The organism is Dehalogenimonas etheniformans (assembly GCF_014672715.2).
GTDB lineage: Bacteria > Chloroflexota > Dehalococcoidia > Dehalococcoidales > Dehalococcoidaceae > Dehalogenimonas > Dehalogenimonas etheniformans.
This window is the reverse complement of record NZ_CP058566.2, coordinates 1,761,436-1,787,215: the sequence shown is the minus strand read 5'-3', so window position 1 is coordinate 1,787,215 and position 25,780 is coordinate 1,761,436. Positions and strand designations below refer to the sequence as shown.

General features: G+C 51.1%; 30 protein-coding genes and 1 tRNA gene. 23 read left to right on the top strand and 8 right to left on the bottom strand.

Annotation, left to right across the window (positions count from 1 at the left end; translation table 11 throughout):
• Positions 1 to 91: 91 nt before the first annotated feature.
• The 14 genes from HX448_RS08910 (at position 92) to HX448_RS08840 (ending at position 12,173) form a co-directional block, all read left to right on the top strand.
• Entirely contained in the window at positions 92 to 340 is a 249-nt protein-coding gene (locus HX448_RS08910) for a hypothetical protein (RefSeq protein ID WP_162486013.1), read from the top strand.
• A 233-nt stretch (positions 341 to 573) separates the two neighbouring features.
• A complete protein-coding gene (locus HX448_RS08905; protein ID WP_102331554.1) occupies positions 574 to 894 on the top strand; it encodes a CxxC-x17-CxxC domain-containing protein in 321 nt (106 codons plus the stop codon).
• A 99-nt stretch (positions 895 to 993) separates the two neighbouring features.
• On the top strand, positions 994 to 1,299 hold the full coding sequence (locus tag HX448_RS08900; RefSeq protein ID WP_102331553.1) for an RNA recognition motif domain-containing protein: 306 nt from the start codon (positions 994 to 996) through the stop codon (positions 1,297 to 1,299).
• Between the two features lie 253 nt (positions 1,300 to 1,552).
• Entirely contained in the window at positions 1,553 to 1,762 is a 210-nt protein-coding gene (locus HX448_RS08895) for a hypothetical protein (protein WP_102331552.1), read from the top strand.
• A gap of 357 nt (positions 1,763 to 2,119) precedes the next feature.
• On the top strand, positions 2,120 to 3,475 hold the full coding sequence (gene rpoD / locus HX448_RS08890) for an RNA polymerase sigma factor RpoD (RefSeq protein WP_226846745.1): 1,356 nt from the start codon (positions 2,120 to 2,122) through the stop codon (positions 3,473 to 3,475).
• Between the two features lie 1,466 nt (positions 3,476 to 4,941).
• Entirely contained in the window at positions 4,942 to 5,316 is a 375-nt protein-coding gene (locus HX448_RS08880) for an ArsR/SmtB family transcription factor (protein ID WP_102331548.1), read from the top strand.
• 116 nt (positions 5,317 to 5,432) lie between these two features.
• Entirely contained in the window at positions 5,433 to 5,642 is a 210-nt protein-coding gene (locus tag HX448_RS08875; protein ID WP_102331547.1) for a hypothetical protein, read from the top strand.
• Positions 5,643 to 5,826: 184 nt separating this feature from the next.
• The gene (locus HX448_RS08870; protein ID WP_102331546.1) at positions 5,827 to 7,092 is read left to right on the top strand and encodes a serpin family protein; all 1,266 of its coding nucleotides are present in this window, start codon (positions 5,827 to 5,829) and stop codon (positions 7,090 to 7,092) included.
• 120 nt (positions 7,093 to 7,212) lie between these two features.
• The gene (gene thiL, locus HX448_RS08865; RefSeq protein WP_102331545.1) at positions 7,213 to 8,199 is read left to right on the top strand and encodes a thiamine-phosphate kinase; all 987 of its coding nucleotides are present in this window, start codon (positions 7,213 to 7,215) and stop codon (positions 8,197 to 8,199) included.
• Positions 8,200 to 8,273: 74 nt separating this feature from the next.
• Positions 8,274 to 8,744, top strand: a complete 471-nt coding sequence (gene tsaE / locus HX448_RS08860) for a tRNA (adenosine(37)-N6)-threonylcarbamoyltransferase complex ATPase subunit type 1 TsaE (RefSeq protein ID WP_102331544.1) — start codon at positions 8,274 to 8,276, stop codon at positions 8,742 to 8,744.
• Positions 8,741 to 10,093 carry a tRNA (adenosine(37)-N6)-threonylcarbamoyltransferase complex dimerization subunit type 1 TsaB gene (gene tsaB, locus HX448_RS08855; protein WP_102331543.1) on the top strand — a complete coding sequence of 451 codons (1,353 nt, stop codon included), beginning with the start codon at positions 8,741 to 8,743 and terminating at the stop codon, positions 10,091 to 10,093. The genes tsaE and tsaB overlap by 4 nt, the downstream gene beginning before the upstream one ends.
• An 11-nt stretch (positions 10,094 to 10,104) precedes the next feature.
• A complete protein-coding gene (gene ndk / locus HX448_RS08850; RefSeq protein ID WP_102331542.1) occupies positions 10,105 to 10,536 on the top strand; it encodes a nucleoside-diphosphate kinase in 432 nt (143 codons plus the stop codon).
• Between the two features lie 140 nt (positions 10,537 to 10,676).
• Entirely contained in the window at positions 10,677 to 11,561 is an 885-nt protein-coding gene (locus HX448_RS08845; protein WP_102331541.1) for a diacylglycerol/lipid kinase family protein, read from the top strand.
• A gap of 12 nt (positions 11,562 to 11,573) precedes the next feature.
• Positions 11,574 to 12,173: a YkgJ family cysteine cluster protein gene (locus HX448_RS08840; protein WP_102331540.1), complete on the top strand. Its 600-nt coding sequence runs from the start codon at positions 11,574 to 11,576 to the stop codon at positions 12,171 to 12,173.
• A gap of 6 nt (positions 12,174 to 12,179) precedes the next feature.
• Here the strand turns inward: HX448_RS08840 and rsfS are convergent, their stop codons facing one another.
• Positions 12,180 to 12,500 (bottom strand): ribosome silencing factor, encoded by a 321-nt coding sequence (rsfS, locus tag HX448_RS08835; RefSeq protein ID WP_226846919.1) that lies wholly within the window; start codon positions 12,498 to 12,500, stop codon positions 12,180 to 12,182.
• A gap of 113 nt (positions 12,501 to 12,613) precedes the next feature.
• On the opposite strand from rsfS, the gene HX448_RS08830 reads away from it, so the two are divergent.
• From HX448_RS08830 to HX448_RS08810, 5 genes are all read left to right on the top strand, one after another.
• A complete protein-coding gene (locus tag HX448_RS08830; protein WP_102331538.1) occupies positions 12,614 to 12,844 on the top strand; it encodes a hypothetical protein in 231 nt (76 codons plus the stop codon).
• 50 nt (positions 12,845 to 12,894) lie between these two features.
• Positions 12,895 to 12,986 (top strand) — tRNA-Ser (locus HX448_RS08825).
• 173 nt (positions 12,987 to 13,159) lie between these two features.
• Positions 13,160 to 13,951, top strand: coding sequence for a hypothetical protein (locus HX448_RS08820; RefSeq protein ID WP_102331537.1), 792 nt, complete (start codon positions 13,160 to 13,162; stop codon positions 13,949 to 13,951).
• 346 nt (positions 13,952 to 14,297) lie between these two features.
• Positions 14,298 to 15,233 carry a ribosome small subunit-dependent GTPase A gene (rsgA, locus tag HX448_RS08815; protein ID WP_190259862.1) on the top strand — a complete coding sequence of 312 codons (936 nt, stop codon included), beginning with the start codon at positions 14,298 to 14,300 and terminating at the stop codon, positions 15,231 to 15,233.
• Positions 15,234 to 15,541: 308 nt separating this feature from the next.
• Positions 15,542 to 15,904 (top strand): cupin domain-containing protein, encoded by a 363-nt coding sequence (locus tag HX448_RS08810; protein ID WP_226846743.1) that lies wholly within the window; start codon positions 15,542 to 15,544, stop codon positions 15,902 to 15,904.
• Positions 15,905 to 15,987: 83 nt separating this feature from the next.
• Here HX448_RS08810 and HX448_RS08805 read toward each other — a convergent pair whose 3' ends face one another.
• Both HX448_RS08805 and HX448_RS08800 read right to left on the bottom strand, forming a co-directional pair.
• Entirely contained in the window at positions 15,988 to 16,914 is a 927-nt protein-coding gene (locus HX448_RS08805) for a sensor domain-containing protein (protein WP_102331535.1), read from the bottom strand.
• Positions 16,904 to 17,275: a PadR family transcriptional regulator gene (locus tag HX448_RS08800; RefSeq protein WP_102331534.1), complete on the bottom strand. Its 372-nt coding sequence runs from the start codon at positions 17,273 to 17,275 to the stop codon at positions 16,904 to 16,906. The genes HX448_RS08805 and HX448_RS08800 overlap by 11 nt, the downstream gene beginning before the upstream one ends.
• Positions 17,276 to 17,657: 382 nt before the next feature.
• Between HX448_RS08800 and HX448_RS08795 the strand changes: the two genes are divergently transcribed.
• Positions 17,658 to 17,978 carry a response regulator gene (locus tag HX448_RS08795; protein ID WP_190259861.1) on the top strand — a complete coding sequence of 107 codons (321 nt, stop codon included), beginning with the start codon at positions 17,658 to 17,660 and terminating at the stop codon, positions 17,976 to 17,978.
• A 59-nt stretch (positions 17,979 to 18,037) separates the two neighbouring features.
• Here the strand turns inward: HX448_RS08795 and HX448_RS08790 are convergent, their stop codons facing one another.
• Genes HX448_RS08790 through kaiC form a run of 5 tightly spaced genes read right to left on the bottom strand, consistent with a single transcriptional unit; the run spans position 18,038 to position 22,342 of the window.
• Complete coding sequence (locus tag HX448_RS08790; RefSeq protein ID WP_102331532.1) at positions 18,038 to 19,567, bottom strand: PAS domain-containing sensor histidine kinase; 1,530 nt, start codon at positions 19,565 to 19,567, stop codon at positions 18,038 to 18,040.
• Entirely contained in the window at positions 19,542 to 19,940 is a 399-nt protein-coding gene (locus HX448_RS08785; RefSeq protein WP_226846741.1) for a circadian clock KaiB family protein, read from the bottom strand. The genes HX448_RS08790 and HX448_RS08785 overlap by 26 nt, the downstream gene beginning before the upstream one ends.
• Before the next feature lies 1 nt (position 19,941).
• Positions 19,942 to 20,259, bottom strand: coding sequence for a circadian clock KaiB family protein (locus tag HX448_RS08780; protein WP_102331531.1), 318 nt, complete (start codon positions 20,257 to 20,259; stop codon positions 19,942 to 19,944).
• Between the two features lie 27 nt (positions 20,260 to 20,286).
• Positions 20,287 to 20,613, bottom strand: a complete 327-nt coding sequence (locus tag HX448_RS08775) for a circadian clock KaiB family protein (protein WP_102331530.1) — start codon at positions 20,611 to 20,613, stop codon at positions 20,287 to 20,289.
• A 1-nt stretch (position 20,614) separates the two neighbouring features.
• Complete coding sequence (kaiC, locus tag HX448_RS08770; protein WP_226846739.1) at positions 20,615 to 22,342, bottom strand: circadian clock protein KaiC; 1,728 nt, start codon at positions 22,340 to 22,342, stop codon at positions 20,615 to 20,617.
• A 449-nt stretch (positions 22,343 to 22,791) separates the two neighbouring features.
• On the opposite strand from kaiC, the gene HX448_RS08765 reads away from it, so the two are divergent.
• From HX448_RS08765 to yajC, 3 genes are all read left to right on the top strand, one after another.
• The gene (locus HX448_RS08765) at positions 22,792 to 23,007 is read left to right on the top strand and encodes a hypothetical protein (protein WP_102331529.1); all 216 of its coding nucleotides are present in this window, start codon (positions 22,792 to 22,794) and stop codon (positions 23,005 to 23,007) included.
• A gap of 1,175 nt (positions 23,008 to 24,182) precedes the next feature.
• Positions 24,183 to 25,463 carry a tRNA (N6-isopentenyl adenosine(37)-C2)-methylthiotransferase MiaB gene (miaB, locus tag HX448_RS08760; RefSeq protein ID WP_102331527.1) on the top strand — a complete coding sequence of 427 codons (1,281 nt, stop codon included), beginning with the start codon at positions 24,183 to 24,185 and terminating at the stop codon, positions 25,461 to 25,463.
• Positions 25,460 to 25,744: a preprotein translocase subunit YajC gene (gene yajC / locus HX448_RS08755; protein WP_102331526.1), complete on the top strand. Its 285-nt coding sequence runs from the start codon at positions 25,460 to 25,462 to the stop codon at positions 25,742 to 25,744. Before miaB ends, yajC begins: the two co-directional genes overlap by 4 nt.
• Positions 25,745 to 25,780: the final 36 nt, after the last annotated feature.

Sequence of the window (25,780 nt, the reverse complement as noted above, 5' to 3'; positions counted from 1 at the left end):
CTTTAAGTTATTGGTTGGCCTTTTTGGAACATACAATTATAGTATAATTAAAAGATAATTAGATTACGTAAACCTAATAAGGCGGAGTCACATGCCCAGCAAAAAAGATGTATCTGTTCCGGTTCAAGCCGCTTCGGAAAAGAGAATCCCAGTGAAAGGGGAAAAGTTGACCTGCGAGACGTGCGGTCTGGGTGTTGTCATTGATTATGTCTCATGCAGTATGTCATTTGAAGGGCCTATTTGCTGTGGAAAGCCCATGAAATTAGAACCTTATCTCCAAAAGAAATCTGCTGCAAGTAGTAAAACTCGAGGTCGCCAGGCAGGTTCTCCCCGCTATTAAGTTTTCCAATCAAAAAAAGAGCTACGACGAGATAAAAAGATTGGGTGCCAATCTCCACTTCGATGATTGGTGATTAGATAGAAGGTGCTTCGAGATTTGCTATCCAACCTTAATGGGTATATAGTGGTTAAGGTTGCAGTTTAGGTTATAGCACTTTCCGGAATACCTCTTCAGATTCCCTGAGTACTGGATGACCCCGACTCTGACTAATAATAAAGAGAGGAGGTCATCTAATGAGCTTCCAAACAAAATCAATTCCTTGTTGCGACTGTGGAGTGAATTTCGAATTCAGCGCCACTGAACAGGAATTCTATCAATCCAAAGGTTTCGTAAACGACCCGAAACGTTGTCCTACTTGTAGAACAGCACGCAAAACGGAGCGCGGCGGCAACACAGGTAACAGCACCAGTTACAATAACATTTACGTTCCCCGTCAAATGTATCCTGCAGTCTGTTCAGATTGCGGCAAGTCTACTCAGGTTCCCTTTGAACCACGTAATGGCAAACCCGTCTATTGTAGCGACTGCTATCGCAAAGTGTCTGCCAACCGGTAGTAAATCCTTCGAAATAGTGTACGGATCGGAATTTTCCAACCTGTACACTATTCTCCATACTTCTCCAGATCTATGAAGAATGGAATAGCCTGAGGTACCATGAACATATATGTAGGAAACTTAGCCTTAACTGTTTCTGAGGCGGATCTGCGGCATGAATTCATTCCCTTCGGAACCGTCACAACTGTCACCATGATGGATGACACCCATTTTGGCAGTGGTCAGCCGCGGGCTTACAGCTACGTCCAGATGCCGTCCACAGATGAAGGGGAATTCGCCATATCTATATTGAATGGAAAAAGTCTCGACGGTAGGATCATCAGCGTTATCCAAGCTATACCTATGTCACAAGAAGAAACCGGCGGTCGTCGAACTCGAAAAAGGCAAAAGGTTCAGTCGGTTTAGGCACCGGACACCAAATTTCAAAATGATTTATGGAGGGCTAGAACAATGAAAAAATATGGGAATAGTGTGAAAAAGCCAGCCTCTCATCATCGAGGCGGTTCCATAAAGCTTCTCAACAAAATAAAAATGATTGTGGATAGGAATACTGACGAAATCCTCCCAAAACAAAATGGTTAGCCCAGTGGTTATTTGGGCTAGCTCTTAGAATTTCATCTGTCAACCCAAACGGAAAATCCAAAAAAGGGGAAAACATATGGCGATGCCTTCTAAGGAGCCAAAGCTAAAACTCACCCTTAAAAAGACCTACTGCCCTGTAGATATGCGTTTGGTCAGAGTTAAGGAAGTAATGAACGGCAACCAAATCACTCTCGCCTGCAACCATTGTGGAGCGGTTTTATGGCGTCGAGAGGGAGCCATGTGGCAAGCTGTCGCAAACCGTTTGCCCATGAAAAGGAAACCCTGAAACAGACACCGCCTCAACCACTATGATCAACCGCCTGGCAATCACGAGTACTTGAACCTATGGTGGGTCGCATGTATTTGGGCGATTCGGATAACCCCTTTTGAGTTGCGGTTAAAAAACCATTGATGTTCGCATCTACTGTGGCTTAGTGACGTCCAATTTATACATTCCTAGATCTTTTAGATCTGTAAGGAGGGCGTAATAGTCCTGATAACTGCCCCAAAAAAAACCCGGACTGACAAACAAGGGAAAACGAACCCAAAGGAAGAAGAACTTTCCAGCCAAACCGAGTGCCTCGAAGAGGAAGCGGATGCACCTATTAGCGAACCGCTCGAGAGTGACCTCAAGCACGAGGAATTGACTTCAGAAGGAGAGACGAATCCCGGGGATTCCAAAACGGCTCTAGACGCGCCCTTGGGATTGCTCGATCATATTCCGACCGACGATCCTGTGCGAATGTATCTGAGTGAGATCGGTCGAGTCCCCCTACTTAGCGGTGCAAATGAAAGGATCCTGGCCCAAAGAGTTGAGCAAGGTAAGCGTATTCAGGAGATTCGGAGCCGGCTCAAAACTGAGAGCGGCAATAATCCCAGTGCGAGAGGAACCATTATATGCATCCTCCAGGAATTGGTCCTGGCTGGAGACACGGTACACCTTTTACGAAAACGACTGGGGCTGGAAGTATCGTCAAGTTTCAAAAAGGCATTTTTCAACCCATTGTTGAGGGCTTGCTTCGACCAGGAGATTGACCCGGAACTGACCAAGAATATCGCCGAGCAATTGGGACGAACACCCTCTGAGATACAACAGTCTTTAATCAATATATCTCTCAACCTTGAACTGCTTCATCGAAGGGTATTAGACACCATACCCGAAGATGCGGAGATTTCGTGTATCAATGCTTTGACGATCGACCAAGGTTTTCTTTTGAAACTTGAACCCTACGAAGCTTCTTTTAAAAATCACTTTGACCTAGTTGGAATCGAATCTGCGAAGGCCAGTAGGCATCTCATCCAGGCTAATTTAAGGCTCGTGGTCAGCATCGCTAAGAAACACATTGGGCGAGGTATACCTCTCCTTGATCTGGTACAGGAAGGGAACATCGGTCTTATTCGGGCTGTGGAGAAATTCGATTTTCACCGGGGATTTAAGTTTTCAACCTATGCCACCTGGTGGATCCGTCAGGCAATAACCCGAGCTATCGCCGATCAAGCCCGTACCATTCGTATTCCGGTACACATGGTAGAGACGATCAATAAACTGTTGTCCGTATCCCGCGGGTTGTCACAGAAACTGGGGCACGATCCATCTAACGAAGAAATCGGGCTTGAAATGGGAATTACACCGGAAAGAGTCCAAGAGATTATTAAAGTGTCCCAATCCCCGGTTTCGCTTGAATCACCAATTGGAGAGGACGGTGATTCATTTCTTGGAGATTTCATCGACGATAAGAGCGCAGTGGCACCCCCGGATGCTGCCTCTAAACAGATTCTGAAAGAGCAGATCGAAAGCGTCCTTGGATCGATAACACCGCGAGAACGAAGGGTCATTCAACTCCGCTTTGGGCTTGAAGATGGCAGAGCTCGAACGCTTGAAGAAGTGGGCAAGGAATTCAATGTGACCCGGGAGCGTATTCGCCAAATCGAGGCTAAAGCCCTCCGCAAACTGCGGCATCCGAGCCGGAGCCGCCAACTAAGAGACTATCTGGAATGAATCAAGTAATTCTCGGAAAAATGGACTACCGATACAGCGTTTAACTGGGCGATAATGGATTTATTAGAAAGAACTGGAGAATTATATAGACAATCTAAAATCACAATGTCTTCGCGGTGGGAACTCAATGCCTTGTGACCGCGATATGAATCCCCTCGCGAATGAATTGATCAGCATTCTCTTGAGGGGTAACGATGACCTAAGGTTGAAGCGATCTAGAGACGGAGGCGTACAATTCCGCAACTGTATGATCTTCCCGTCTGCCGTTCAAGCGACAACGGACCAAAGAAAGAAAAAACTGCACGAAGCTCTCAACCAGCGATTGAAAGCCATCGGGTGGTTCGAGAGGGGTACTTGGTGGAACAAATCCCCCTCAAATCGGCTTCAACCCTTATTAAGTTAGCTTAGTTCCGAGACTAAAGCCTTCAGGTCTCCCTATTTGGTTTATTGCTCCTAGTCCGCGCTGATAATTGGGAATCTAACCTAACCCTTATTATGTCGAATCACGTCCTCCCTGTTAAGTCGAACCGGGTTTGTACGGGGTTTGATTCGACATGTTCCTTCGGAAAATCGAGCTTTTTGCTCAACTCATTCGCGAAAAGATGAGCATCCTGTTGTCTTTCGAAAATCATCATCGGAATTCCATGCCGGCCTTCGGTCCTGTCCTCTGTTTTGCCTTTGTATTCGGTTATGTGTTTGCCGATTAATCCGATGATTTCCTTTGTCCGTACTTCCCCCAGATTTTTGGTTATTTTAACCAAGTGTTGTTCTGTTCGCTCTGTCACCGTTGTTCTCATAATAAGCTACTTCCCTAAGATTCTACTCTTCCCTGAACCGGGCTAATAATAAAGAGCCGATAGCGAAAACGTTTCTGTTTCATTCTGAATATTAATTTACGAAGGTGATAATAGGAGCTAAGATCTGAAGTCTTAGCTCCTATTTTAATATAATTTCACTACCATCTTGATATACGATAAGAATCCCAAGTAACCCCCCAGCGTGTTTCGGAGAGAATTCGACTCTCCCCCGTCTCCTTGTCCAAGTAACACAGTCTCTGCAAATGTGCAATCAATAGCCGAGGTACTTTAAGATAGCCATGTTATTTCCACCTCGAATCTATTGGTCTAGGTAAGCCTGAATTCGAGATTGAAGGTTCTACCTATTGATACCTCAGCTCCACCTGAGGGGATCCGAATCTAGTGGCTCACCTGGTTTTGCTATTCCGTTTGCTATTCTATTTTTACAACCATTAGATACCATTAAACGTAAATTAGGATATGGAGCTGGTGACTAATAATGCGTATTTGAAGCTAATGGTGCCGATATACGCGCATTCCTAAACCGCGTGTCGCGCGTTCGAATCGCGCCAGGGGTACCAAGTTGTCCCCGCGTTGATATCGAACCGTTGACCCCGATTTATGTTCGAGCTACCATATGCATATTTACGCAATTATGTCAGGTACTTAATGAGAGATGTTATCAAGGTATTCAAGGCTCTGTCGGATGAAACCAGGCTTCGAGTATTGAACCTGCTGTCGCTGAGGGAATGCTGCGTCTGTGAGGTTGTCCAGATTCTTGGTATCTCCCAGACCAGGGCTTCGAGAAGTCTCAGCCAACTTTACGATGCCGGGCTTCTCGATAGGCGTTCTGAAGGGCTCTGGATCATCTACTCTTTGACTCCGGGTCTGGTTGATGATTACCGCAAACTCATCGTGAAAGCGGTCGGGGAGGCATTGGCTGGGAATCCAATAGCCGACAAAGACCGGAAGCGTTTGGCGGTGAGCGAGAGGCTTTGCCCCCCTGCGGACGGCAAGCCTTCCCGGTCGCCCGGCAAGTGTTGAGTACCTTGTCGCAATTTTACTTGACATAAATAAAAAAGTTCTTGCTAAACTGGATTTTCGGCCATATAATCCCGCTCAAATACGAAGCTCGGGCTGTTTAGCCCGGAGGTATCTCGGTGAAACCATTATCAAGCGGCATAAAACCGCTGTGCGACACGTGTAACCGGAACAACTACCCCTGCCGATGTCCCCGCGCCAGTCACGAAATCGTTATCGCTTGCCAGGACTACATTTTGGCGCACGGTGTTAAAGTTCCGGTTAATTCTGCTGAGTGCCAGATCACAGCTGAAGCCGATAAGCAGCAGACTCAGACTACCGACTGGTAACAGCCCGCACCTCGCATCCTAAGGGTTGTTCCACCGTCCGGTCAGCTGTCTTTAGATCCACCGATACTCACGAATCAACGACCTTCATTCTCCTTCACGAAATTCTCGCCGGGTAACTTTTCCACCTTTTTGGCGTTATAGAGATTGGTGTGCTTTGAAATAGAATTGTTCAGAGGAACGAACGATGAAAAAGATAGCCATACCGATAATCCTGGCCGCGGCGATGTTATTCTCCGGCTGCGCCAAACCGACTTACGGTGAGGAATTAAAATCGGATAAAGCGAGATTGATTTCGAATGCTTCGGCGTCAGATACAGCTGCATTAGTCGCGGGCAACACCGATTTTGCCATGGCGCTCTATCAGGTTTTGAGAGAGCAGGATGGCAACCTTTTCTATTCGCCCTATAGCATTTCCGAAGCCCTCGCCATGACCTGGGGCGGCGCTCGCAATGAAACCGAAAAGCGGATGGCTGATGCGCTGAGTTTCAGCCTGTCTCAGGCGGATTTGCACGCTGCCTTCAACTACCTGGATGCCGCTCTGGCTTCTAGAGGCCAGGACGCTAAAGGCAAAGACGACCAACCTCTTGTGCTCAAGGTGGTCAATGCCATTTGGGGCCAAAAGGATTTCACTTTCACGGCGGACTATCTTGACCTCCTGGCTCAGAACTATGGCGCGGGTCTTAGGATATTGGATTTTATCAAATCACCAGAAGAATCCCGAAGGACGATCAACGAATGGGTCGCCAAAGAGACCGAACAACGGATCAAAGACCTGATTCCCCAGGGCTCGATCAACGAATTGACGCAGCTCGTGCTGACCAATGCCGTCTATTTCAACGGCGGCTGGCTTACTCCCTTCGACAAGGCGCTCACCAGGGACGGTTCCTTTTTCCTCCTCAGCGGTCAGAAGGTAAACGTACCGATGATGAACCAGACCGAGAGCATGGGTTATGCCTCCGGTCCCGGCTACCAGGCGGTGGAACTCAAATACGACAGCGGCGAACTTTCCATGGTCATTATCCTGCCCGAAGCAGGAACTCTCTCCAGTTTTGAAAGCGGCCTTGATGGCCAAAAACTGGAAAAAATCATCGACGGATTGAAAGCTAATTCGGTCAACCTGACTATGCCCAAATTCGAGTTCGATTCCAGCTTCGGGTTGAAATCCGCCTTGTCCACACTAGGCATGCCCATCGCCTTCAGCGATAACGCTGATTTTTCAGGCATGGACGGCAAGACCGACCTTCAAATCCAGGACGTCGTCCACAAAGCTTTTATCTCTGTTAATGAAGCCGGCACCGAAGCTGCGGCTGCCAGCGGTGTCGTCGTCGGCGGTACCTCGATGCCAGTGGATCAGGCGACGGTTACCCTCGATCATCCTTTCCTCTTCCTTATTCGTGACATCGCTACCGGCGCGGTCATATTTACCGGACGGGTAACTGATCCTTCCTGAAAACCGGTTCAGTGATTACTTAGCGCGGCGGTTTCAAAACCACCGCGCTTTTTTTATCGATTCACATTTGATATCCAGGTGGCGACTGATTTGATGATGTAGTGTGTTATAATTCAAAGTATGAAAGCCTCCAAAACGGGCGAATTTGCTCTCATTGACAGGATTATATCCGAGATCAACAAGGTGAAACCCGGCGAGTGGAACTCGCTCGTCTCAGGCATCGGCGATGACGCCGCGGTTATCAGGTCGCGCAGCCGCTACCAGGTGGCCACTACTGATTGCCTCGTTGAAAACGTCCATTTCAAAAAGAGTTTTCTCGATTGGAACGCCCTCGGTTGGAAAGCCCTGGCAATAAACCTGTCGGATATCGCCGCCATGGGCGGCTTGCCAAAATACGCCGTTGTCTCACTCGCTATCCCCCTTAATACCGATGTCGAAGATGTGGTTCGGCTTTACAAAGGGATGCTGGAAGCTGCTAGCGAGAGCGGAACAGTTATCGCGGGAGGGAACATCTCTAGGGCGTCAGAGATCGCAGTCCACGCCGCCGTAATCGGAGAGGTGCCGGCTCGGGGTAAAGTTCTTTTGAGGTCGAAGGCTAAAAAAGGCGATCTGATCGCCGTCACAGGAAGACTCGGCGCCGCGGCAGCCGGGCTGAGAACCCTCGGGGGCTCGCTTCATCCCTCACGTAACGATGCTGATATATTGGAAAAAGCCTTCTGGTATCCTCAACCCAGAATCGATGTCGGTCGGATCTTGGTAAAGAGCGGTATCCATTGCGGCATGGATATCTCTGATGGGCTCGTCGCCGATCTTGGTCATATCCTTGAAATGAGCAGGGTCGGTGCCCGGATAGAAGCCGCCCGCGTCCCGGTGCATCCCTCGGTGGCTGTCCTCGGTTTCGAAGGCTTGAAACTCGCCCTCACCAGCGGCGAGGACTACGAACTCCTGTTTACCGGCAAGAAGGAAGCGATCGAAAAGGTCGCGGCGGAAGCCTGTTGTCCTATTACCATCATAGGTGAGATTACCCGCGGCGCCGGTAAGTTGGATGTTTTGGACAATGATGGCAAAAATATTCCTTTCGAGAACGGCGGCTGGCATCATTTTTAGAATGAAATTGGGTCTTATCGAGAGGGCGGGTCTGTGTGACCCGCCCCCGTGTTTTCAGGTAGAATTAAAGACCCATGATTATTGAGTCGAAATCTGCGGTGAAAACCCGCCGCATCGGCGAGACTATCGGCAAGGAGTTTCGACCCGGCGACATTATCCTTTTGGCTGGGCCCCTCGGCGCCGGCAAAACGACCCTGGTGCAGGGTATGGCCAAAAGCTTAGGGGTAACCGGCAGCGTCATGAGCCCTACTTTTGTCCTGGCTCGGGAGCTTGAAGGGCGACTCAAGATGTACCACGTGGATCTGTACCGCCTCGAGAAAATGCCTGAGATTACCGACCTGGGACTTGATGATTATCTTTACAGCGACGGCGTCACCGTCATCGAGTGGGCTGATCGTGCCGAGACTCTATGGCCTGATGATCATCTGAGGGTTGATCTGGAATACGCTGGGGATAAAGCCAGGAAACTGAAAATTACAGTCCACGGCAAACGATATCATGAGATGTTGGATAACCTGGCTTTGAAGTTCGGGGAGAAGCGATGACGCTGGTACTGGCTATCGATTGTGCCACTGCTAACACAGGTTTGGCGGTCCTGCGCGACGGGATCGCGATCGGTGAGGTGTCCTGGCAGACAAAGCACAATCAGACCGTCGAGATATACCCCAGGCTTGATGCGCTGCTGCGTGACGCCGGAGTCGCTTTTCCTGATGTTAATGCAATCGTTGTTACTCGCGGCCCCGGCAGTTACAACGGCGTCCGGGTAGGCATTGCCGCTGCCAAGGGACTGGCTTTTGCCTTGAATAAGCCTCTCTTAGGTGTTTCGACCCTGGAAGCCGAAGCATGGCGTTTCAAAGACCTCGGACGGGCCGTTGTGGCCGTGCTGCCTCTTGGACACGATTATGCGGCAGCATTCTTCGATGCCATCGATGGCAAATGGGTTCGCACCGTCCCAGAGCAAGCCATGACTTCGGAAGAACTGTTGAGGACCCTGCCGCCCCGTGCCCTCCTCATCGGCGACATACCAGAGCGGTTGCTTCTTGCCCTGCGGGATGTTTCGCCGGACATCGACATCGTTTGCGAGGCGGGCATTTCCCGCGCAGTGGCATTAGGGCAGATCGTTCTCGACCGGTTGCGGAGTAGCCAGACCGATTCCGCTGAGTCTCTCCAGGCTCTCTACCTCCGCCGCCCTCAGGTAACCCCTCCCAAAGTGCCCCGGGACATGTCCGGAGTACCGGGGCGCGGTGTTATCTGGGACCTTGATGGTGTTATAATCGACTCCGCTGATTTACACTTCCAAGCCTGGCGGGAGACCCTTGCCCGGCACGATGTTTCAATAGACAGGGAACAGTTTGAGCAGGGATTCGGCCAGCGAAACGACGATATCATTGCCGGGATAATCCGGCAGCCGATATCAGCCGATGAAATCGCTGCTATAGGCAAGGAAAAAGAGGCGGACTATCGCCGGATGGTGAAAGGACATGCCCGCTTTTTCCCTGGCGTGCTGGAACTCATGAGCTCTTTAAAAGAAGGCGGTTTCAAGCAGGCGGTGGCGTCGTCGGCGCCTGCCGACAACTTGAAGCTAGTCATCGCAGAGATGAGGCTTGAACCGTTCATATCGGCCACAGTCGATGCCTCTGGTGTATCCAGAGGGAAGCCCGACCCCGAGGTGTTCCTGAAAGCCGCCGAAAAGCTCGGCCTATCGCCCAAAGCCTGCCTCGTCATTGAAGATGCTGTGGCGGGGGTGGAGGCTGCCAAGCGAGGTGGCATGGCGGTGGTCGCCGTGACCAACACCCACCCGCGGGAAAAACTGGCGGCGGCGGACCTGGTCCTTTCATCCCTTGAGGATGTGGAACCGTCACAACTGCTGGAACTTATCAACGCCAAGAATTAAAAGGAGTATAAATGGAACGAACACTGGTCCTGGTTAAACCCGACGCTGTTGAAAAAGGCTACACCGGAGCTATCCTGGCCCGGTTGGAAGCCACCGGCGCCAAGCTGGTTGGCGCCAAGATGCTGAAAATCCCAAAAGCCTTGGCCGAAAAGCACTATGAAGCGCACAAGGCTAAGCCCTTCTTCGGCAGTGTCGTCGGCTTCATCACCTCCGGTCCCGTGGTTGCCGCGGTTTTTGAAGGCACCGATGTCGTCACCAAGGTGCGCAAAGCCATGGGCGCCACCAATCCCGCCAACGCCGAACCCGGCACCATACGCAAGGATTTTGCCGAGAGCATCGAGAAGAACGCGGTTCACGGTTCGGATTCGCCGGAAAGCGCCAAGGTTGAGGTAGCCCTTTACTTTAAGCCGGAAGAGATCGTCTCATATCAGCTTCGGTCATAGACCGTTCGTCTTGGCATTGTAGCCAGTGATCAACCGCACTTTGTTTCCGTTCGTGGTGAGCTTGTCGAATCCATGAACGGAAACAAGTTGTTTTCCACCCTTTTCTTAAATATTAAGACTGCTGGTATAATCGGTTGACTATGGAACAATCCGGTTTTTTGGCTTTGATCTCGAAGAAGGCGGGGCATTTCCGTCCCAATGTTTGCCGCGACCTTACCCGGGCTTTCTCCCGCGCCGGTATACCCCTGCGTTTCTATTACATCGAGGATGAAAAAGAGCTTGCCGGAGAAATTGAAGCCGCCTATAAAGCTGGTTGCCGTTACTATCTGGCGGTAGGCGGCGATGGTACCATCAGTCTTGTCGCTTCTTGCCTCTACGGAAAGCCGCACCGGCTTGGCATAATTCCCGCTGGCACAGCTAACCTTATGGCCCGGGTGCTTGGCGTCAACATGTCTGCCAAAAAAGCCATAAAACTGGCCGTTTCTTCAACTAAAACGCGCACAATTGACGGTATGGACGTCGGCGGGCGGATATATCTGCTAAACGTCTCAGCGGGTCTATCCCCGATTTCCCTTGACTGCCTTAATGAGAAAACCAAGGCCACCGTTGGCATGTTTTCCTATGTCATAGGGGTGGCACGGGCGTCACTCAAAGCTGTGCCGTGCGACTACGAAATAACCATCGACGGGCGAAAAGTGTGCGGCCGGGAAATAGAGCTCCACGTGACCAACCTCGGCGTGCTCGGCTTGCCCCGCTACCACATCCATGAGACGTCCCATATCGACGATGGCAAGGTGGAGGTGCTCGGCTTGTCCAATCTTTTGCCGACCACCGTTATCGGAGCCGTGCTTGATGTTCTTCTCAGGCGCAGGAAACGACGAGCCATTCGCTTCCTGGGTGAAGGCTCGGAGATCGTAATCTCTAGCATAGCAAAGCAGTCTGTACAGGGTGATGGAGACATTATCGGCCAAACGCCTCTGGCGATTAAGGTGCGCCCCCGGGCAATCAATTTCATCGTGCCTTGAACAGGTGAATGGATGATGGAAAACGAAAACGCCAAAACAGAACAGAATTTGAAATCCGTGCTGGAAATGATCGGACAGAAACGAAAGAAGCACGGCGAAAGGTACGAGCGTTTCCTGTGGACGGTAGCTCAGTTGCTGCGCGTTGAGTTTCCCGGGACCTTCGCCGGCATGTCTGAGGCACAGCTTCGGCAATTGATCGCTTTTGTCGACACGGTGGGTGAGGATACCCAGGCGATGATGAAACGCCTGAAAGATGCCTGTGCCGGCTGCGGTTGGTGCTGCTCCCAGACCGGCAACATTGTCGTGTCGGCTGAAGATGCCGAACGGATCAGCCGCCAGCTTAAACAGAAGAGAGACGACCTTTTCGTCATGCGGAATAACGAATGGACCATCAAAAACGCCCATCCCTGCCAGTGGTGGAACCAGAAGACCGGGCGATGCCAGATATACAGTATCCGCCCCGTAACCTGCCGTATCTGGCCTTCCTCCCTGCCGAACGAACAAGGGATACGCTGCCTGCAGCCGGTGGCCGAATGCGCCTATGCGGTGAGGGTGACGGCGGTGAAAGTCATGGAATCCCTGGAAGCCCAGAAAAAAGCGGCCGGCAGCTAACCCGTACTATTGAAGGGCGAGGACCGTCTTGGCGGCGGGCCACAACCGGTCGAAATCGAACAGAGTCCGCTTTTCTGGGGTGAAAACGTGCATCATCACCGGGCCGTAGTCGACAATGAGCCAATCCTGGTCAGGGCCGATGCCCTCGGAATGAAGCGGCCGCTGGCCTTCCTTCTTCAATTTCTCGGTGACTTCGTCGAGGATAGCGCGAGCCAGGCGGGTGTTATCCGCCGACAGTACTACCTGGTAATCTGTAATGCTTGAGATGCCCCGAACGTCGGTGACGATGATATCCGTTGCCTGTTTTTCTGATGCGATGTCGGCGATCCGCCGGGCTATATCGATGTTTTCCAGTGGTTTACAGTCCCCCGATGATGTTAGAATTGGATTGATTATATCACATATACCATTGAACGTCTCCGATTGAAAGGAAGTGTGAGATGAACGTACTTCAGATAACCGGGCTGGTGCTTATCGCTGCCTGTGTCGTCTCCATCCTTGCTGCCGTTTTCATCGGGGACAGGTTGAGCCTTTTCATCGCCGCCCTGGTTCTTGGCATCGTCGGCAATCTCCTGTGGTGGTTGGGTAAGCCACACCGCGAGCACGACGCCAGCCAGGTTGAGCCCCCGGCCGGCGATCAAAAACCGGGTGATCAACCCCCGGCAGGTTGAGCCACCAAAGCCGGTTATGGTATATTACAACTTTGCCAAGCATGACGCGCGGAGGGATCGCATAGTGGTCTAGTGCGGGCGCCTGCTAAGTGCTTACCCCGGGTAACCGGGGTCGGGAGTTCGAATCTCCCTCCCTCCGCCACCTCTAACTGAAAAATCTCAATTGCTATTCTCGATTTTCTATTCTCGATTTTCTATTTTCCATTTCTCCCTCGTCGGTACTTTATATTATGGCTTAGAGTACTAAAGAGGGATTGTGGCACGTCCCCGCCTGGACTACGATTAACGGTAACAAAACGTAAACTGAGGTAGGGTATGGGTAAGAAAATCAATGTCGACAAGCTTGATGCCGACCGGGCGCCGGAAGAGGTCGAAGATGCCGCCGAGGGAATGCTAGAAACCGAGGCCGAAAAATCTTCGGAAAACTCCGATCAGCCGGATATGGTTGGAGGTATCGACGTATCCAGGATAATAAAGTCTACCGGAGGTACCCAAAACGCCGTTGGTAGCGCCGCCCCGGCTATAGATCAGTTTGCTGCCCAAGCCAGGTTGGAAGCCCAGCGCGCCTCGGCATATTTGATGAAAGAGTACCGGCGGCAGATGCAGGGAATCGTCGGTTCTATGCAATCCACCATCAGGGAAGAAGGCGTCCGCCTGGCAGACGAGATTTGCGCCAGGATCGCCACCCAGATACGTCAGGCAGTACTTCTGGAGACCGAGAAAAAAGCCCTCAATCTCGTGGATGAGTTCGTTCTCGGCTGGCAGATCGAGACCGAAAGCATGTCTCAGGACCTGCTGACAGCCGGCGCCGAACCTCGCGCAGAAGCTCCCTCAAACCATCCGCCGGAAAAGCCAGAGTCGGTCTCGGCTGATAAAGAAGTCCCTTCCGTGACAGGAAAACAGAAGGCGATTGAAACCGCGGACAAAGACGCTGCCGTACCGGTGAATCCGCCGCCGGAAAAAGCTGTCGCACCAGAACCGGTATTGAAGAAACCTGAGACCGCTTCTCCTGAACGGCCGAGGCCTGAACAGACCGAAACCGAAAAAAAGGTCGTTTTTGACTTCGCCACCTTCATCGCCCAATCTAAATCTCCGGTAAAAAGCTAACCATCCCTTATCCTCCCTTTCCGCCGCCCGCCAGGGCGGCGGATTTGTTTATATGCATCCTCTCCCGCTGACGGTGTAAAACGACTTAGGTGAGGACAAGAGGATGCTTCTGGTATTCAACCATCTGGTGGTTTTTCAATTTTTTCGAACATAGGGAATCCATTATGCTTGTCAGGCGTTATATAATGTGCGAATGGAGTACTCTTCTGATCGTTGGCTTAAACAACTGGGTTGGAATCCGAATTTCCAGGCCGATTATGAATCCGTGAAAATCCCTGGAACGTTTCCGGCTAGGGTAAGCTCGGAATCCAAAGGTCTGTACCGGGTATTAACCGTAGAAGGTGAAATGTCGGCCCGACTGACCGGCAAGCTGCGGTTCCAAACTATGGGACCGGAAACTGCCATCCCGGCGGTAGGTGATTGGGTTTTGATTCAACCTGTACCCGCCGAAAAAAAGGGAATGATCCACGGTGTGTTGCCCCGGAAAAGCGCATTTTCAAGGAAAGTCGCCGGAGAATGCGCCGCCGAGCAGGTTGTTGCCGCCAATGTTGACTTCGTGTTCATCGTCGCTGGCCTGGATGGCGGCAGAAGTTTCAACCTGAGAAGGATTGAACGCTACCTGACGCTCGCCTGGAACAGCGGAGCCGTCCCCGTCGTCGTCTTGAACAAAGCGGATATGGTCGAAAGCGCCGACGCCTTTGTCAGAGCCGTCGAAGAAATCGCGCCCGGGATTTCGGTCCATCCCGTCAGCGCTTTAACCGGGAACGGGCTCGGCGTTCTGCGATCCTACCTCACAGAGGGCACCACCATCGGATTTCTGGGGTCGTCGGGGGTAGGCAAGTCAGCCTTGATCAACGCCTTGCTGGGCAACAAGAAACAGGATATTGGAGAAGTCCGCGCCGACGATCGCATGGGCAGGCATACCACTACCATGCGGCAGTTGATTCCAGTTCCCGGAGGGGGAGTCGTCATTGACACACCGGGCATGCGTGAAATCCAGATGTGGACCGATGACAGCGGTCTCGATGGGGCTTTTTCCGATATAAGCGAACTCGCCCGCGGCTGTCGCTTCAATGACTGCAGCCATTCCTCGGAATTTGGTTGCGCCGTCATCGCTGCTGTTGATCGGGGAGAATTGGATTTGGCCAGGCTGGAAAATTATCGCAAGTTGCAAAAAGAGCTGGAATACGTGAGTTCTCGGGAAGCAGACAATACTCGCCAGTACGAAAAGGCGAAGTTCAAGCCGATAGCGAAATTAGTTAAACAACTGAAAAAAGGCTAATTGAAATATACTCGCCGCCCAGGCACTGCCCCATGAGGATCTTGAATTAACTTCACACCCCAACGTCGTTGCGAGCCATTGGAACATGGTGAAGCAATCTCAATCACGCCCGAGAGAACTTTCCCCCCCCCCCCCCCAAAGTATCTGGAGAGAGCTCATAATAACTATGGAGTAGCTTGTCCTGTTCGCCATATCCTCCTAATTCTTTGATCTCGATTAACCTGCGAGTATTTCCCCCGGAAAACGGCGATTACCGCCTTGCCTGATTTCGGGGATATATTTGAATTGGAATTTGAAGGAGGCGAACCATGTTACCGGTGATGACCAATGAGATTTTGCATAAGAGTTTCAAAACTCCTGACCAGACGATGACCCCGCCCAACACTAAAGTCGAAATTGTGAAATTGGGTGATTACACTTTCACCAAATACACTTTCCAACCCGGTTGGCGGTGGTCCAAAGACATTAAGCCGATCATGAAGACTGATTTTGACCAGGTCCCCCATGTAGCCTACCAAATCTCGGGAAGAATGGTCATAAAGCTGGCCCAGGGCAAAGAAGTTGAAGTTGGCCCGGACGAACCCAACATTGTGCCTGCGGGACATGATGCCTGGGTAATTGGCAATGAACCCGCCGTCTACCTGACGGTTGAGATGGGAACTAAAGGGTAGCCTTCGAGTTCATCGAGAAAACAGTAAGGCGGGTCGTCTAACCCGCCTCAAACTGCCTTATTACTCCTCCAGTCTGTAGTTTATTATTGCCTCACCAGCAAACCCTTGGCTATAGCTCCCTGAATTTTCCCCAGAGCCTTCGCCAAATGCATGGTGCCGGTCAGTAAGAACGCACCGATCACAGCGGTAAAAGGTGTGATCCAGACCGGGGCAAAGTATTCATATGAGTCCGTGCTGTATGCCGGAATGTTCAAGATCGACAGTACAATCGGCCCGAACGCCAGCCCGAGCGAAAAGGCGATAAGCGTGACGAACAGCGTGAAATAGAAGATTCCAAGCGGTAGCTGCACGATCATATACACGATGGAAAACCAGGTATGTCTGTCCGTAAGCAGGTTCTTGAGTTTTTGCCAGAGTGAAGTGTTTTTTGGAGCGAAACGCATTCTGCGTGGCATTCTAACACCGAGCAGTGCTTCCACCAGTCGCCCCTCGACAAGCGCGATGCCTCTCACGGAGAGCAGGAACAGCGCGGCTACAGGCAGGCCGATGATCAAGATCAACAGGCTCACGGAGACGGCCAGGCCGGTGACCGCCCAGGTAAAATAAATGGTGCCGGTTACCAGCGCCAGGACCAGATAAAACAGCGATCCCCAGGCCTTCGGTTCAGCGAACACGCCGAAGAACCGCCCGAAAAATCCGCGCCGGTCGGGGGCAGGTGCCTCCGGGACGCCTTCGGCTACATGAGGTACAGTCACATGTGCAAATGCCGGAGGAGTGCGGGACTCGTTTTCTCGATAAGCCGCAGCGACTTCCACCGGTTCGCCGTATTTGCTGATGATGCTGGACAACGCCTCAGCCTTATTGATGTCTGGATTTTGACCCACAGCGCCGCTAAGGGCGGTCATGAGATATTCCTCGGCATCAGCCAGTGCGTCCTGAATGGTGGCGGGATCGCTGCCTGCCAGTTCTTTCTTGAGTTCAGATAAATATTCCTCGATGCTATTGATCATCGTCTTCTCCTCTTAGGACAGAATCCACGAAGTCACGGGTCTCGTTCCAGATTTCTTTGAAACTTTGGAGTGTCTGGCGTCCGGAAGGGGTTATCCTGTAATAGCGTCGCGGCGGCCCGGAAACCGATGGCTCAACCTCGCTTTCCAGAAGCCCGGAGCTTTCAAGCGACCGCAAAACAGGGTAGAGTGCCCCCTGTTTCATGATGTCTACGTCTCTGGCCTTTTTCTCGACGTGCTTGGCGATCTGGTAGCCGTACATTGGATTTTTGGCTCCGTTCATAACCCCGAGCAGAACCAGGGCAGCCGTGCCGCCGTTTAGTTCCTTCTGGAATTTTTTGACCGCTTCGTAAGTATCGACCATTCAAACCTCCCTCTCGGATGACAAAACGGATCCGGCAATTGTCCACGAATGCTTTTCATCGGTAATTTCGCCACCCATTAATACTATTGGATTAATTATATTGATAAGTTAATAATAGCTCCCGATGAAAGCCTTGTCAAATCGGGTTTTTGCCTGCGGCTGATCGCTAAAAACCAAACCACAATATTAGCCTCTTCCTGTCGTATGATCCCTTCTCATTCTTATTCGAGAAAATGAGGAGTCAAGCGAAGCACAACTGATCGAAAGGTCGTATTGTTTAATCGTCCGTGGGTGTTAATCCTGACAATGCTGTCCTGTTTTCTAGAGATGAAAGAGAATTTTGTTGAACATTTAGTTATGGTATACAATCAAATCGTCGCCTATGTCGGATCCCGCCTGCAAAAAACGCATACTTATCGTCGATGACGAGCCATACATCGGCAAGATCTTCAGCCTGAAGCTGAAGTTGTCCGGCTATGACGTGGCAGCCACTTGTAGCGGTGCCGAAGCCATCGAACTGGTCCGGAATGATCATTTCGACGCAGTCCTACTGGACATTTTCATGCCGGAAGTGACCGGCCTGGATGTTCTTGATGCCGTCAGGAAATTTTCTAAAGTCCCGATAATCGTCTTTTCAGCCCGCACGACGTCGCCGAATTGGCACAGTCAATGGGGGCTGATGATTGCGTTGCCAAACCGATAAATCCTGATGCCCTGGTGGACAAGATCGGCAGTGTCCTGGCCAGGGCCGCGGAGAATAAATCAGCCTAACGGCAGCGTAAAACTGAAAGTCGAACCTTCTCCTGGTTTGGATTCTACCCAGATTTTACCGCCGTGTGCTTCAACAAGCCGTTTGCAGACCAGTAATCCCAGCCCCAGGCCTTTTGCCGGTCGTCTTATGTTTTCCAATCTGGTAAAAGGAGTGAATAATGTCGCCTGTTGTTCGATCGGGATTCCAACGCCATTATCAATGACACTGATGACGACATTGCCATCTTCGCGAATTACTCTGACCTTTATCTTACTTTCCTCGGGTGAATACTTCACCGCGTTGCTCAGGAGGTTCAAAAGGATCAGGTCTATCCTGACCCGGTCAGCCTTCACCCGCCCCAGGCTGTCGGATATTTCAAATATCAATCGATTCGAAGCGATCTTGGTTAATCTCCTTTTACCAAAATCCCTGACGAGGGCGCCAATGTCGATGAATTCTTTGTGGAGGTTTATGCGGTCGGATTGGTAGCGCGACAATTCGACCAGGTTAGTCACTATTTGCTCCAGTGACTCAGCCCCTTCCAAGGCATCCTGCAGCATCGCACTCGAGTCTTCCGGAGTCACGCCCTCGCTCATCGCCACACCGAGGGCGCCTATCAATACGGTCAGCGGGGTTCGTATCTCGTGCGACACCATCCCGATAAAGTCGTCTTTGAGCTGTTCCGCCTCCTTGAGTGCCGTAACATTCGTCAGGGTAATGACATAACCAAGCGGCTTGTCAGAACAAAACTGGGTTGAACGCAGCAGGAAATGCTGGAGGCTGCCGTTTTGCATCCCGAAAACCGTCGTGGTGTCAGGCTGAAAACTGCCGCTCTTTATAGATGAAAAGGATGGTCTCTCTTTAGAGATCCGCAGATTGCCGGAGATTTCATCGAATGTTTTACCCAAAAGGTGATGCCCGAATATGTGGTGGGCTGAAGAACTGGCATAGGTAATGGTCCCTGATTCGTCGCAGACGATTACCGCGTTGGGCGATTGTGCCAGGATTGATTGTATCATTGCGCCTTGTCTGATAAGTTCTTCGCTGCGTTTCTGGCGGGTCAGATCGGTTATCATGACGCAGACCGAATCTAGGCTGTCCAGATGCAATTTTTTAACCGAAACGAAGGCCGGAACATTGTGACCGAGTCTTGAACGGAACCTTACTTCTCCATGGCCGTTCTGTTTAAGCAGCGTTTGGAAAAGTTCAACGCTTTCCGGAACGATATACTCGAATATTGAAGATCCCATCACCCGGTTCAAACCGGTTTGCATCATCGTTGAAAAATAGCGGTTGGAATACAGGATAATTCCTTCTGCGGATACTGTGATGGCGCCTTCGTTGATATTCTCTATAGCCGTGCGGTAAACGGTGTCGGCGCCCTGGAGTGTGAACACCTGGTCGCCCATGGGAGTGTTGACCACCAGCGCGTCAACCTCGCCGCTTGTGATTGCCCGGAGTGTCTCTTTGCACTCGGTGAGCTGTTCACTCAGGCGGTTGACCTCCGCTTCTAGTTCATTCGTTTTTTGGTTCTGTTCCATCGCCAGTCTTCATTTTCTTTTGCTTAGGCTTTGGCTCTAAGTTCAGGCCTAGGATAATTCTGTCTTCTTTTGAAAGGTCGCCGATTAATCGTTTTACCGGCAGAGGTAGTTTTTTTATCAGCGTCGGGATGGCGAGTATTTGGTCGCTCTTGGCCAGGTTCGGCTGCTGGTAGATGTCGATAACCTCTAGTTCGCACCGGTCTCCCAGGTGCTCGGCACAGACCTTCTCCAGGTTGCGGAGGGCGATCTGGGAACGGCGGGTCATGCCGGTGATATAGAGCCTCAGGACATATTTTCCTTTATCGCTTTCAATCAGCGCAGCTTCAAATTTTCCGGTCGCTGAAGTTGTTTCAGGCTCTCGTTCATATTCCACATCAGATCTCCAGGGGAAGAATATTAAGGCCGACAAGGACACGTTCCGTGTTTGATAGGTCGCCGATGATCTTTCTCAAAGGTTGCGGCAGTTTCCTCACCAGGGTGGGAATGGCCAGGATCTGGTCGCCTTTAGCCAGCTTCGGGTTTTCCAGCAGGTCGACAACCTCGATAGTGCATTGACCTTTAAGGTGTTCTTCACAGATCTTTTTCAGGTTGGCGAACGCCGCCAGCGACTTTGGTGTCTGCCCGGCGACGTAAAGGCGCAGCTGCCATGTCTCCGGTTTTTTAAGTATTTTCTCTATTGTCTTTGTCGCCATCCAAAACTCCTTGAAAATATAATGATTCTAACCGTGCAGCCACCGTTCGACATCCAGTGCTTTGAGGACCTTCTCCTTCTTTGAAAAATCGCCCACCAATATCCGGCTGGGCTTCGGTAAAATTTTCTTGAGCGCGGGTATAGCTACAATTTGCTCCTGGCGGGCGATATCGGGTTGTTCCAGTATGTCGATTACCTCGATAGAGCATTTGTTTTCAAGGTCTTCTTGGCAAATCTTTTTCAGGTTCCGGTAGGCCACTATACACCGGGGATTCCAGTCTGTAACGAACAGGCGCAGTTTCCATTCTTCGGCTGGCTCGGTGTCCCCATAGGGCGGGCCTTTTACTTTTTCCATGTCATACTCCGGTCTTGGCTTTCTTGTCCTCGGCTTTTCTTTGCCTGTCCAGCATCTTGCGGTCGTCGGATATAGCCTTTATTTTTGCCTTCTCCTCAGCGATGGTCAACTCTGATTCCTTGGCTTCTGCCTCGAACTCTGCCCGCAGGGCGTCTATTTTCGCTTCCAGGGCGCGCCGTTGCTGTTGCAATTGTCTCTCCCTGGCAGTCACACCTTCCTCACGGGTAACCCCGGCTGCCTGGTCCGCTGCCATCTGTGCTATCCGCGCCGTACCCATGAAAGAGCCGGCTGGAGTGGCGTAAATGTCTACCAGTTTAACGCCTTTATTGGTCAAAACAAATTCCCTGACCTGGTTGGAGTGTGCCATGCCGCGTGACTTGACGATGGTCATAGTGCGGTTTCGCTCCTGGTTGTTCTGGACGTTGACCAGGTGGATCCAGGTGTCGAAGGCCGACGATAGACCGACTCCGGTCTCTTCGAGGTCGGCGCGCGCTGACATGCTGGAGAACATGGCTGTAATCTGGTGCATCTTGAAATAGTCCACGATGCGCAGGATCATCAACCTGACTTCATTTCCGGGACCGAGTGAAATAAAGTCCGTCAGCGCATCGACGATGACCACGTCCGGCCTGTATTTTTCAGCCTCTTTCTGCATTACCAGCAGATGCTTCTCCAGCCCCTCTTCCGAAACCCGGGTGGCGTGGAAGTGCAGGAGTCCTTTCTCCACCCACGGTTTCAAATCAATGCCTATGGAGGTCATGTTGCGCATTATCTGGTCCGGTGCTTCCTCGAATGCGTAGTAAAGGCATTTCTGACCGCGGCGGCAGGCGGTGTCGACAAGATGGGCCGCGAGGCTGGTCTTGCCCGTGCCGACCATGCCGGACACCAGTATCGACGTTCCTTTGATAAATCCTTTCCCCCCTAGCATGATATCGAGCCGGTCGACGCCGCTTGGTACGCCTTCGTTTGATACCGGGTAGTTGAGTCTGATTGTATTAATTGGCAGGATCGATAGCCCCTGTTCGTCGATCAGGAATGGGAATTCGTTGGTGCTGTGGCTTGATCCGCGGTACTTGATGATGCGTATGCGGCGCGTTGACAGTTGGTCATTAACTCGGTTATCCAGGAAGATGACGCAATCGGAGACATATTCTTCGAGGCCGTGACGGGTCAGCGTAGTTTCGCCGCCTCTTTCGCCTGTGACGATGGTAGTGACTCCTTTTCCCTTGAGCCACCTGAATAGACGTCGTAGTTCAGCCCGTACTATGCCTTTATCGTTTAATCCGGCAAATAACACTTCAATTGTATCGATAACGACCCGTTTAGCCTTGACGGCGTTGATTGCGCTGCTCAGGCGAACGAACAGGCCTTCAAGGTCGTATTCTCCGGTTTCTTCGATTTCGCTGCGTTCCACCGCCACGTAATCGACGAATATCTTCTTTGCTGCGATAAGCCCGCTTAAATCGAAGCCGAGTGAACTGACATTGGTGGCCAGCTCCTCTTCTGTCTCCTCGAAACTTATGAATACTCCCGGTTCGTTATATAGGATAGCGCCGCGGATCAGGAATTCGATAGACATTAACGTCTTTCCCGAGCCTGCGCTGCCATAGATCAGGGTAGGTCTGCCTTTAGGTAAACCGCCCCCCGTTATTTCATCGAGGCCATGGATTCCGGAAGAAACTTTTTCCAATTTAGGCATGGCTGTCGGGGAACTGGATTTGGCGGACATTAATTCCTCCTGTTCTAAAACTCAAGACCTTGTTTGAAAATTCACACAGGCTATCTCGGGAGTCAAAGGAGATAACTCAAAACTTACTCCCGCAGATACCTAATGTCAATATCAAAATAACGATATATTTACCTCAATAACAACGTCTATTTTGAAAATAGATAAAGCGCCAATGGGGAGTTATATTTAGTTACGTTATCTGAAGAGTGTTTTTAAAAATTTTCCTCAAAAAACAACGAAATTCGCGTATAATACGAATTTTATTGGCGTGAGCGAAATAATGAGGAATGAGGCGCATCACCAACGACGCGAATTAGCACATAGGGTTGGTCGCCTGATTACCAGGAATAAAGACAACGGCGAAATCGGGTAGTCATCAGAGCCATATACTGGTATCATACGGAAATCGAGGCCGTTTCGTCCTCAAAAACATTCAGAGAGGACCACCGATGAAAGTATCGGAATTGATCGAAGAACTGAAGAAATATCCCGCCGAGACAAGGGTAATGACGTTCGATCAAAAATCCTGCGAATTTTCTGAACCCGCCATTTCATTGAACGATATGATCTCCGTCATCGAATTCGGATCGGAAAAAATCTGCGAGCTATCGAAAAAGTGGCAATATCGCAGCGCCGTGCCCGTCAAAGTATTGACCATAAAGTAAACAACCGCGGCAATCCCTGGTCGTCGTTATACAAGCTGAAGCCTTTGATCAAACATCCCCTCTCCCCGCAGCCTTTCCCTTTTCTCTCTTTGCGAGGATTGCCTTGAATGGCAATCCTCGGCAATCGTCCACGAATAGTAGGGTGGGTGAAACGTAGTGTAACCCACCACCGGTAAACCATCCTCTTCCCTCGTCATGGGGATTTCTCCGAAACAAAAATCTGGCATCTAGGAAGTTCCGAACTAATCCCCTCTCTCGCGGCCTCGCGGGAGAGGTAGGGTAAGAGCGGGCAAACCTCTCCCCGGACTGGGTTTGCGAGGATTGGCTTAAATGGTAATCCGTGGCAATCGTCCGCGAATTGTACACCGGCTTCAATATCCCCTCTCCCGCTGCCTCGCGGGAGAGGGCAGGGTGAGGGCGAGACAATGTCCCAACAGCGTGTTAATCGTGGGGTGGTGCAACGGTTAGAGGTTCCGGCGAGCGGGGCATGCGAGCCGGAACCTCTTTAAAAACTTACCCCTTCCCACGGCGAGCAACTTCGAGCCGAAGGGAAGGGGCAGGGGTTAGGTTCCTTTTTTGGTTTCAGAGTTTCTGGATTTGGTTTTTCGAACTTGTTTCGTATTTCGAAATTCGGATTTCGGATTTGAAAAAGCGTTACGCGCTAGCTACTGTAAAGAATCTGATCCCCCATTTCGGGGCAGGAGTTAGGTTTTTTGTCGTAAAAATATTTCTCCAAAAACGACACGAAACGCTTGACAGTCTAAAGGAACGCCTGTGCTATAATGCCCGCGTATGAGAAGCAATAAAACACCTGTGTTTAATCCAACCATTCTGCTATCGTGAGGAGCGTGCAGGCGAGGTTTTCCCGCTCTCTGGCAGGTCTCGACGCTCAGGATGAGTAGTTTTTCTGTACGCAACAATTTGCCGTTGAAACAATTCGCGCAGCCATGATTTTTACGATACAGACGGGTAGTTGTTTTAAAAACCGGTTAGTCGTTTCGGCCGAAAACGAACGTAAAATTAGAGTCGTTTTCCCAAAAAAATATCATTTTTGAAAATTCAATAAAACAAATCGTCGAGGCTGCGGCTGGACGCCAATTTATGCTATACTGCTTGACATAATTATTGAGAATCCGGTTCCATAGCTTTACCGCGCGATAGTTCTAAATAGAGATATGCCGAATTATTTCATTTTTACCATCGGTTGCCAGATGAACCAGGCGGAGGCAGAACGCCTCGAAAGCCTGCTGTTTCAAAAAGGCTATTCTCCTGTCGATTCCGCTGATAAGGCCGATCTCGCCCTTCTCGTCAGTTGCGCCGTTCGCCAGGGCGCCGAGGATCGTATCACCAACCGGCTGGCTCTCCTGCGACGATTAAAAAATCAAAAACCATCGATGAAAATCGCCCTCACCGGCTGCATGGTCGAAGAAGACCTGGCCTTGATGAAAAAACAATACCCGATGGTCGACTATTTTTTTACTGCAGGGGCGATGCCTGATTTTCTTGATCAACTGCCCGATGACATCCTGCCCCAAAAACCGGGCATATCGGTCAATGTCCCCATCATCCAAGGTTGCGACAACTTCTGTTCCTACTGCATTGTGCCTTATCGTCGCGGGAGGGAGACTTCCAGGCCGCTTGACACCATCGTCGCTGAGGTAGCTGAGTTGGTGGAGCGGGGAGCCCGGGAAGTGACCCTCCTGGGACAAAATGTGAACGCCTACGGCCACGACCTGACGGGAACGGTGGATCTCGCCGACCTTCTCATAGCGATCAACAATGTCGAGGGGCTCTATCGAATCCGCTTCCTGACCAACCATCCCAAAGACATGAGCCCCAGGCTCATCGAGGCGATGGCCTCGCTCGATAAAGTTTGTCCGTCTCTCAACCTACCAGCCCAGGCGGGCGACAATGATATCCTGGAAAGGATGCGGCGTGGATATACCGTCGGTGATTACCGGGCGCTCGTCGGGACAATTCGGCAAAAGGTACCCGGTGTGTGTTTGACCACCGACGTCATCGTCGGTTTCCCCGGCGAGACCGAGGAACAATTCGCCAACACCCGCCGCCTTATCGAAACTGTGAGATTCGATGCTGTCCACTTGGCGGCTTATTCGCCTCGCCCGGGCACCGAAGCCGCCGAGAAATTCGAGGACGATATCAGCCGCGAAGAAAAGGCGAGACGCTTGACCGAGCTTGAGACCCTTCAGACCGGGATAGCGGCGGAAATCAACTCTAGCCTGGTCGGATCGATAATCGAGGTCCTCGTCGAAGGAGAAGATAGGGGCAAGTGGCGAGGCCGGGAACGAAGTGGTAAACTTGTATTCTTTAATGTCAAACGTGACCACACGCTTAGCATCGATCTCAAAGGGCGTTTGGTTCCGGTAAGAATAACAAAAGCGGGCCCCTGGTCGTTACAGGGAGACCCTATCGAATTATCAAAGGAGAATAAATGACCAGCGACACGGTAACTCTCGTCGGTTTTATGGTGCTCATGTTCGTCATGTTCTATTTCTTGATCATCCGCCCTCAGCAGAAACGGGCTAAATCGCAGCAGGCGATGCTTGCCGATCTCAAAAGAGGCGATAAGATCATTACCATCGGCGGCATCTTCGGCGTTATCGAAGCCCTCGATGAGAAGAGCATCGTCATTAAGACCGAGTCCGGCGCTCTGCTGCGCCTGGTACGCGGCGGCGTGGCTATGAAGCAGGAAGAGGAAATAACGGTCCAACCCTAGCGATCTACAAATGACGGGCGGCATGGGCTGCCTATT

Excerpts from the sequence above, each read along its gene's own strand:
- yajC (WP_102331526.1), top strand. The coding sequence starts at position 25,460 with ATGACCAGCGACACGGTAACTCTCGTCGGTTTTATGGTGCTCATGTTC.
- HX448_RS08880 (WP_102331548.1), top strand. The coding sequence starts at position 4,942 with ATGAGAGATGTTATCAAGGTATTCAAGGCTCTGTCGGATGAAACCAGG.
- HX448_RS08765 (WP_102331529.1), top strand. The coding sequence starts at position 22,792 with ATGAAAGTATCGGAATTGATCGAAGAACTGAAGAAATATCCCGCCGAG.
- HX448_RS08910 (WP_162486013.1), top strand. The coding sequence starts at position 92 with ATGCCCAGCAAAAAAGATGTATCTGTTCCGGTTCAAGCCGCTTCGGAA.
- HX448_RS08800 (WP_102331534.1), bottom strand. The coding sequence starts at position 17,275 with ATGGTCGATACTTACGAAGCGGTCAAAAAATTCCAGAAGGAACTAAAC.
- ndk (WP_102331542.1), top strand. The coding sequence starts at position 10,105 with ATGGAACGAACACTGGTCCTGGTTAAACCCGACGCTGTTGAAAAAGGC.
- HX448_RS08780 (WP_102331531.1), bottom strand. The coding sequence starts at position 20,259 with ATGGCGACAAAGACAATAGAGAAAATACTTAAAAAACCGGAGACATGG.
- HX448_RS08820 (WP_102331537.1), top strand. The coding sequence starts at position 13,160 with ATGGGTAAGAAAATCAATGTCGACAAGCTTGATGCCGACCGGGCGCCG.
- HX448_RS08775 (WP_102331530.1), bottom strand. The coding sequence starts at position 20,613 with ATGGAAAAAGTAAAAGGCCCGCCCTATGGGGACACCGAGCCAGCCGAA.
- HX448_RS08900 (WP_102331553.1), top strand. The coding sequence starts at position 994 with ATGAACATATATGTAGGAAACTTAGCCTTAACTGTTTCTGAGGCGGAT.
- HX448_RS08805 (WP_102331535.1), bottom strand. The coding sequence starts at position 16,914 with ATGATCAATAGCATCGAGGAATATTTATCTGAACTCAAGAAAGAACTG.
- rsgA (WP_190259862.1), top strand. The coding sequence starts at position 14,298 with ATGTCGGCCCGACTGACCGGCAAGCTGCGGTTCCAAACTATGGGACCG.
- thiL (WP_102331545.1), top strand. The coding sequence starts at position 7,213 with ATGAAAGCCTCCAAAACGGGCGAATTTGCTCTCATTGACAGGATTATA.
- HX448_RS08895 (WP_102331552.1), top strand. The coding sequence starts at position 1,553 with ATGGCGATGCCTTCTAAGGAGCCAAAGCTAAAACTCACCCTTAAAAAG.
- tsaE (WP_102331544.1), top strand. The coding sequence starts at position 8,274 with ATGATTATTGAGTCGAAATCTGCGGTGAAAACCCGCCGCATCGGCGAG.
- HX448_RS08870 (WP_102331546.1), top strand. The coding sequence starts at position 5,827 with ATGAAAAAGATAGCCATACCGATAATCCTGGCCGCGGCGATGTTATTC.
- HX448_RS08790 (WP_102331532.1), bottom strand. The coding sequence starts at position 19,567 with ATGGAACAGAACCAAAAAACGAATGAACTAGAAGCGGAGGTCAACCGC.
- HX448_RS08845 (WP_102331541.1), top strand. The coding sequence starts at position 10,677 with ATGGAACAATCCGGTTTTTTGGCTTTGATCTCGAAGAAGGCGGGGCAT.
- kaiC (WP_226846739.1), bottom strand. The coding sequence starts at position 22,342 with ATGTCCGCCAAATCCAGTTCCCCGACAGCCATGCCTAAATTGGAAAAA.
- HX448_RS08810 (WP_226846743.1), top strand. The coding sequence starts at position 15,542 with ATGTTACCGGTGATGACCAATGAGATTTTGCATAAGAGTTTCAAAACT.
- HX448_RS08830 (WP_102331538.1), top strand. The coding sequence starts at position 12,614 with ATGAACGTACTTCAGATAACCGGGCTGGTGCTTATCGCTGCCTGTGTC.
- miaB (WP_102331527.1), top strand. The coding sequence starts at position 24,183 with ATGCCGAATTATTTCATTTTTACCATCGGTTGCCAGATGAACCAGGCG.
- HX448_RS08840 (WP_102331540.1), top strand. The coding sequence starts at position 11,574 with ATGATGGAAAACGAAAACGCCAAAACAGAACAGAATTTGAAATCCGTG.
- HX448_RS08905 (WP_102331554.1), top strand. The coding sequence starts at position 574 with ATGAGCTTCCAAACAAAATCAATTCCTTGTTGCGACTGTGGAGTGAAT.
- HX448_RS08795 (WP_190259861.1), top strand. The coding sequence starts at position 17,658 with ATGTCGGATCCCGCCTGCAAAAAACGCATACTTATCGTCGATGACGAG.
- tsaB (WP_102331543.1), top strand. The coding sequence starts at position 8,741 with ATGACGCTGGTACTGGCTATCGATTGTGCCACTGCTAACACAGGTTTG.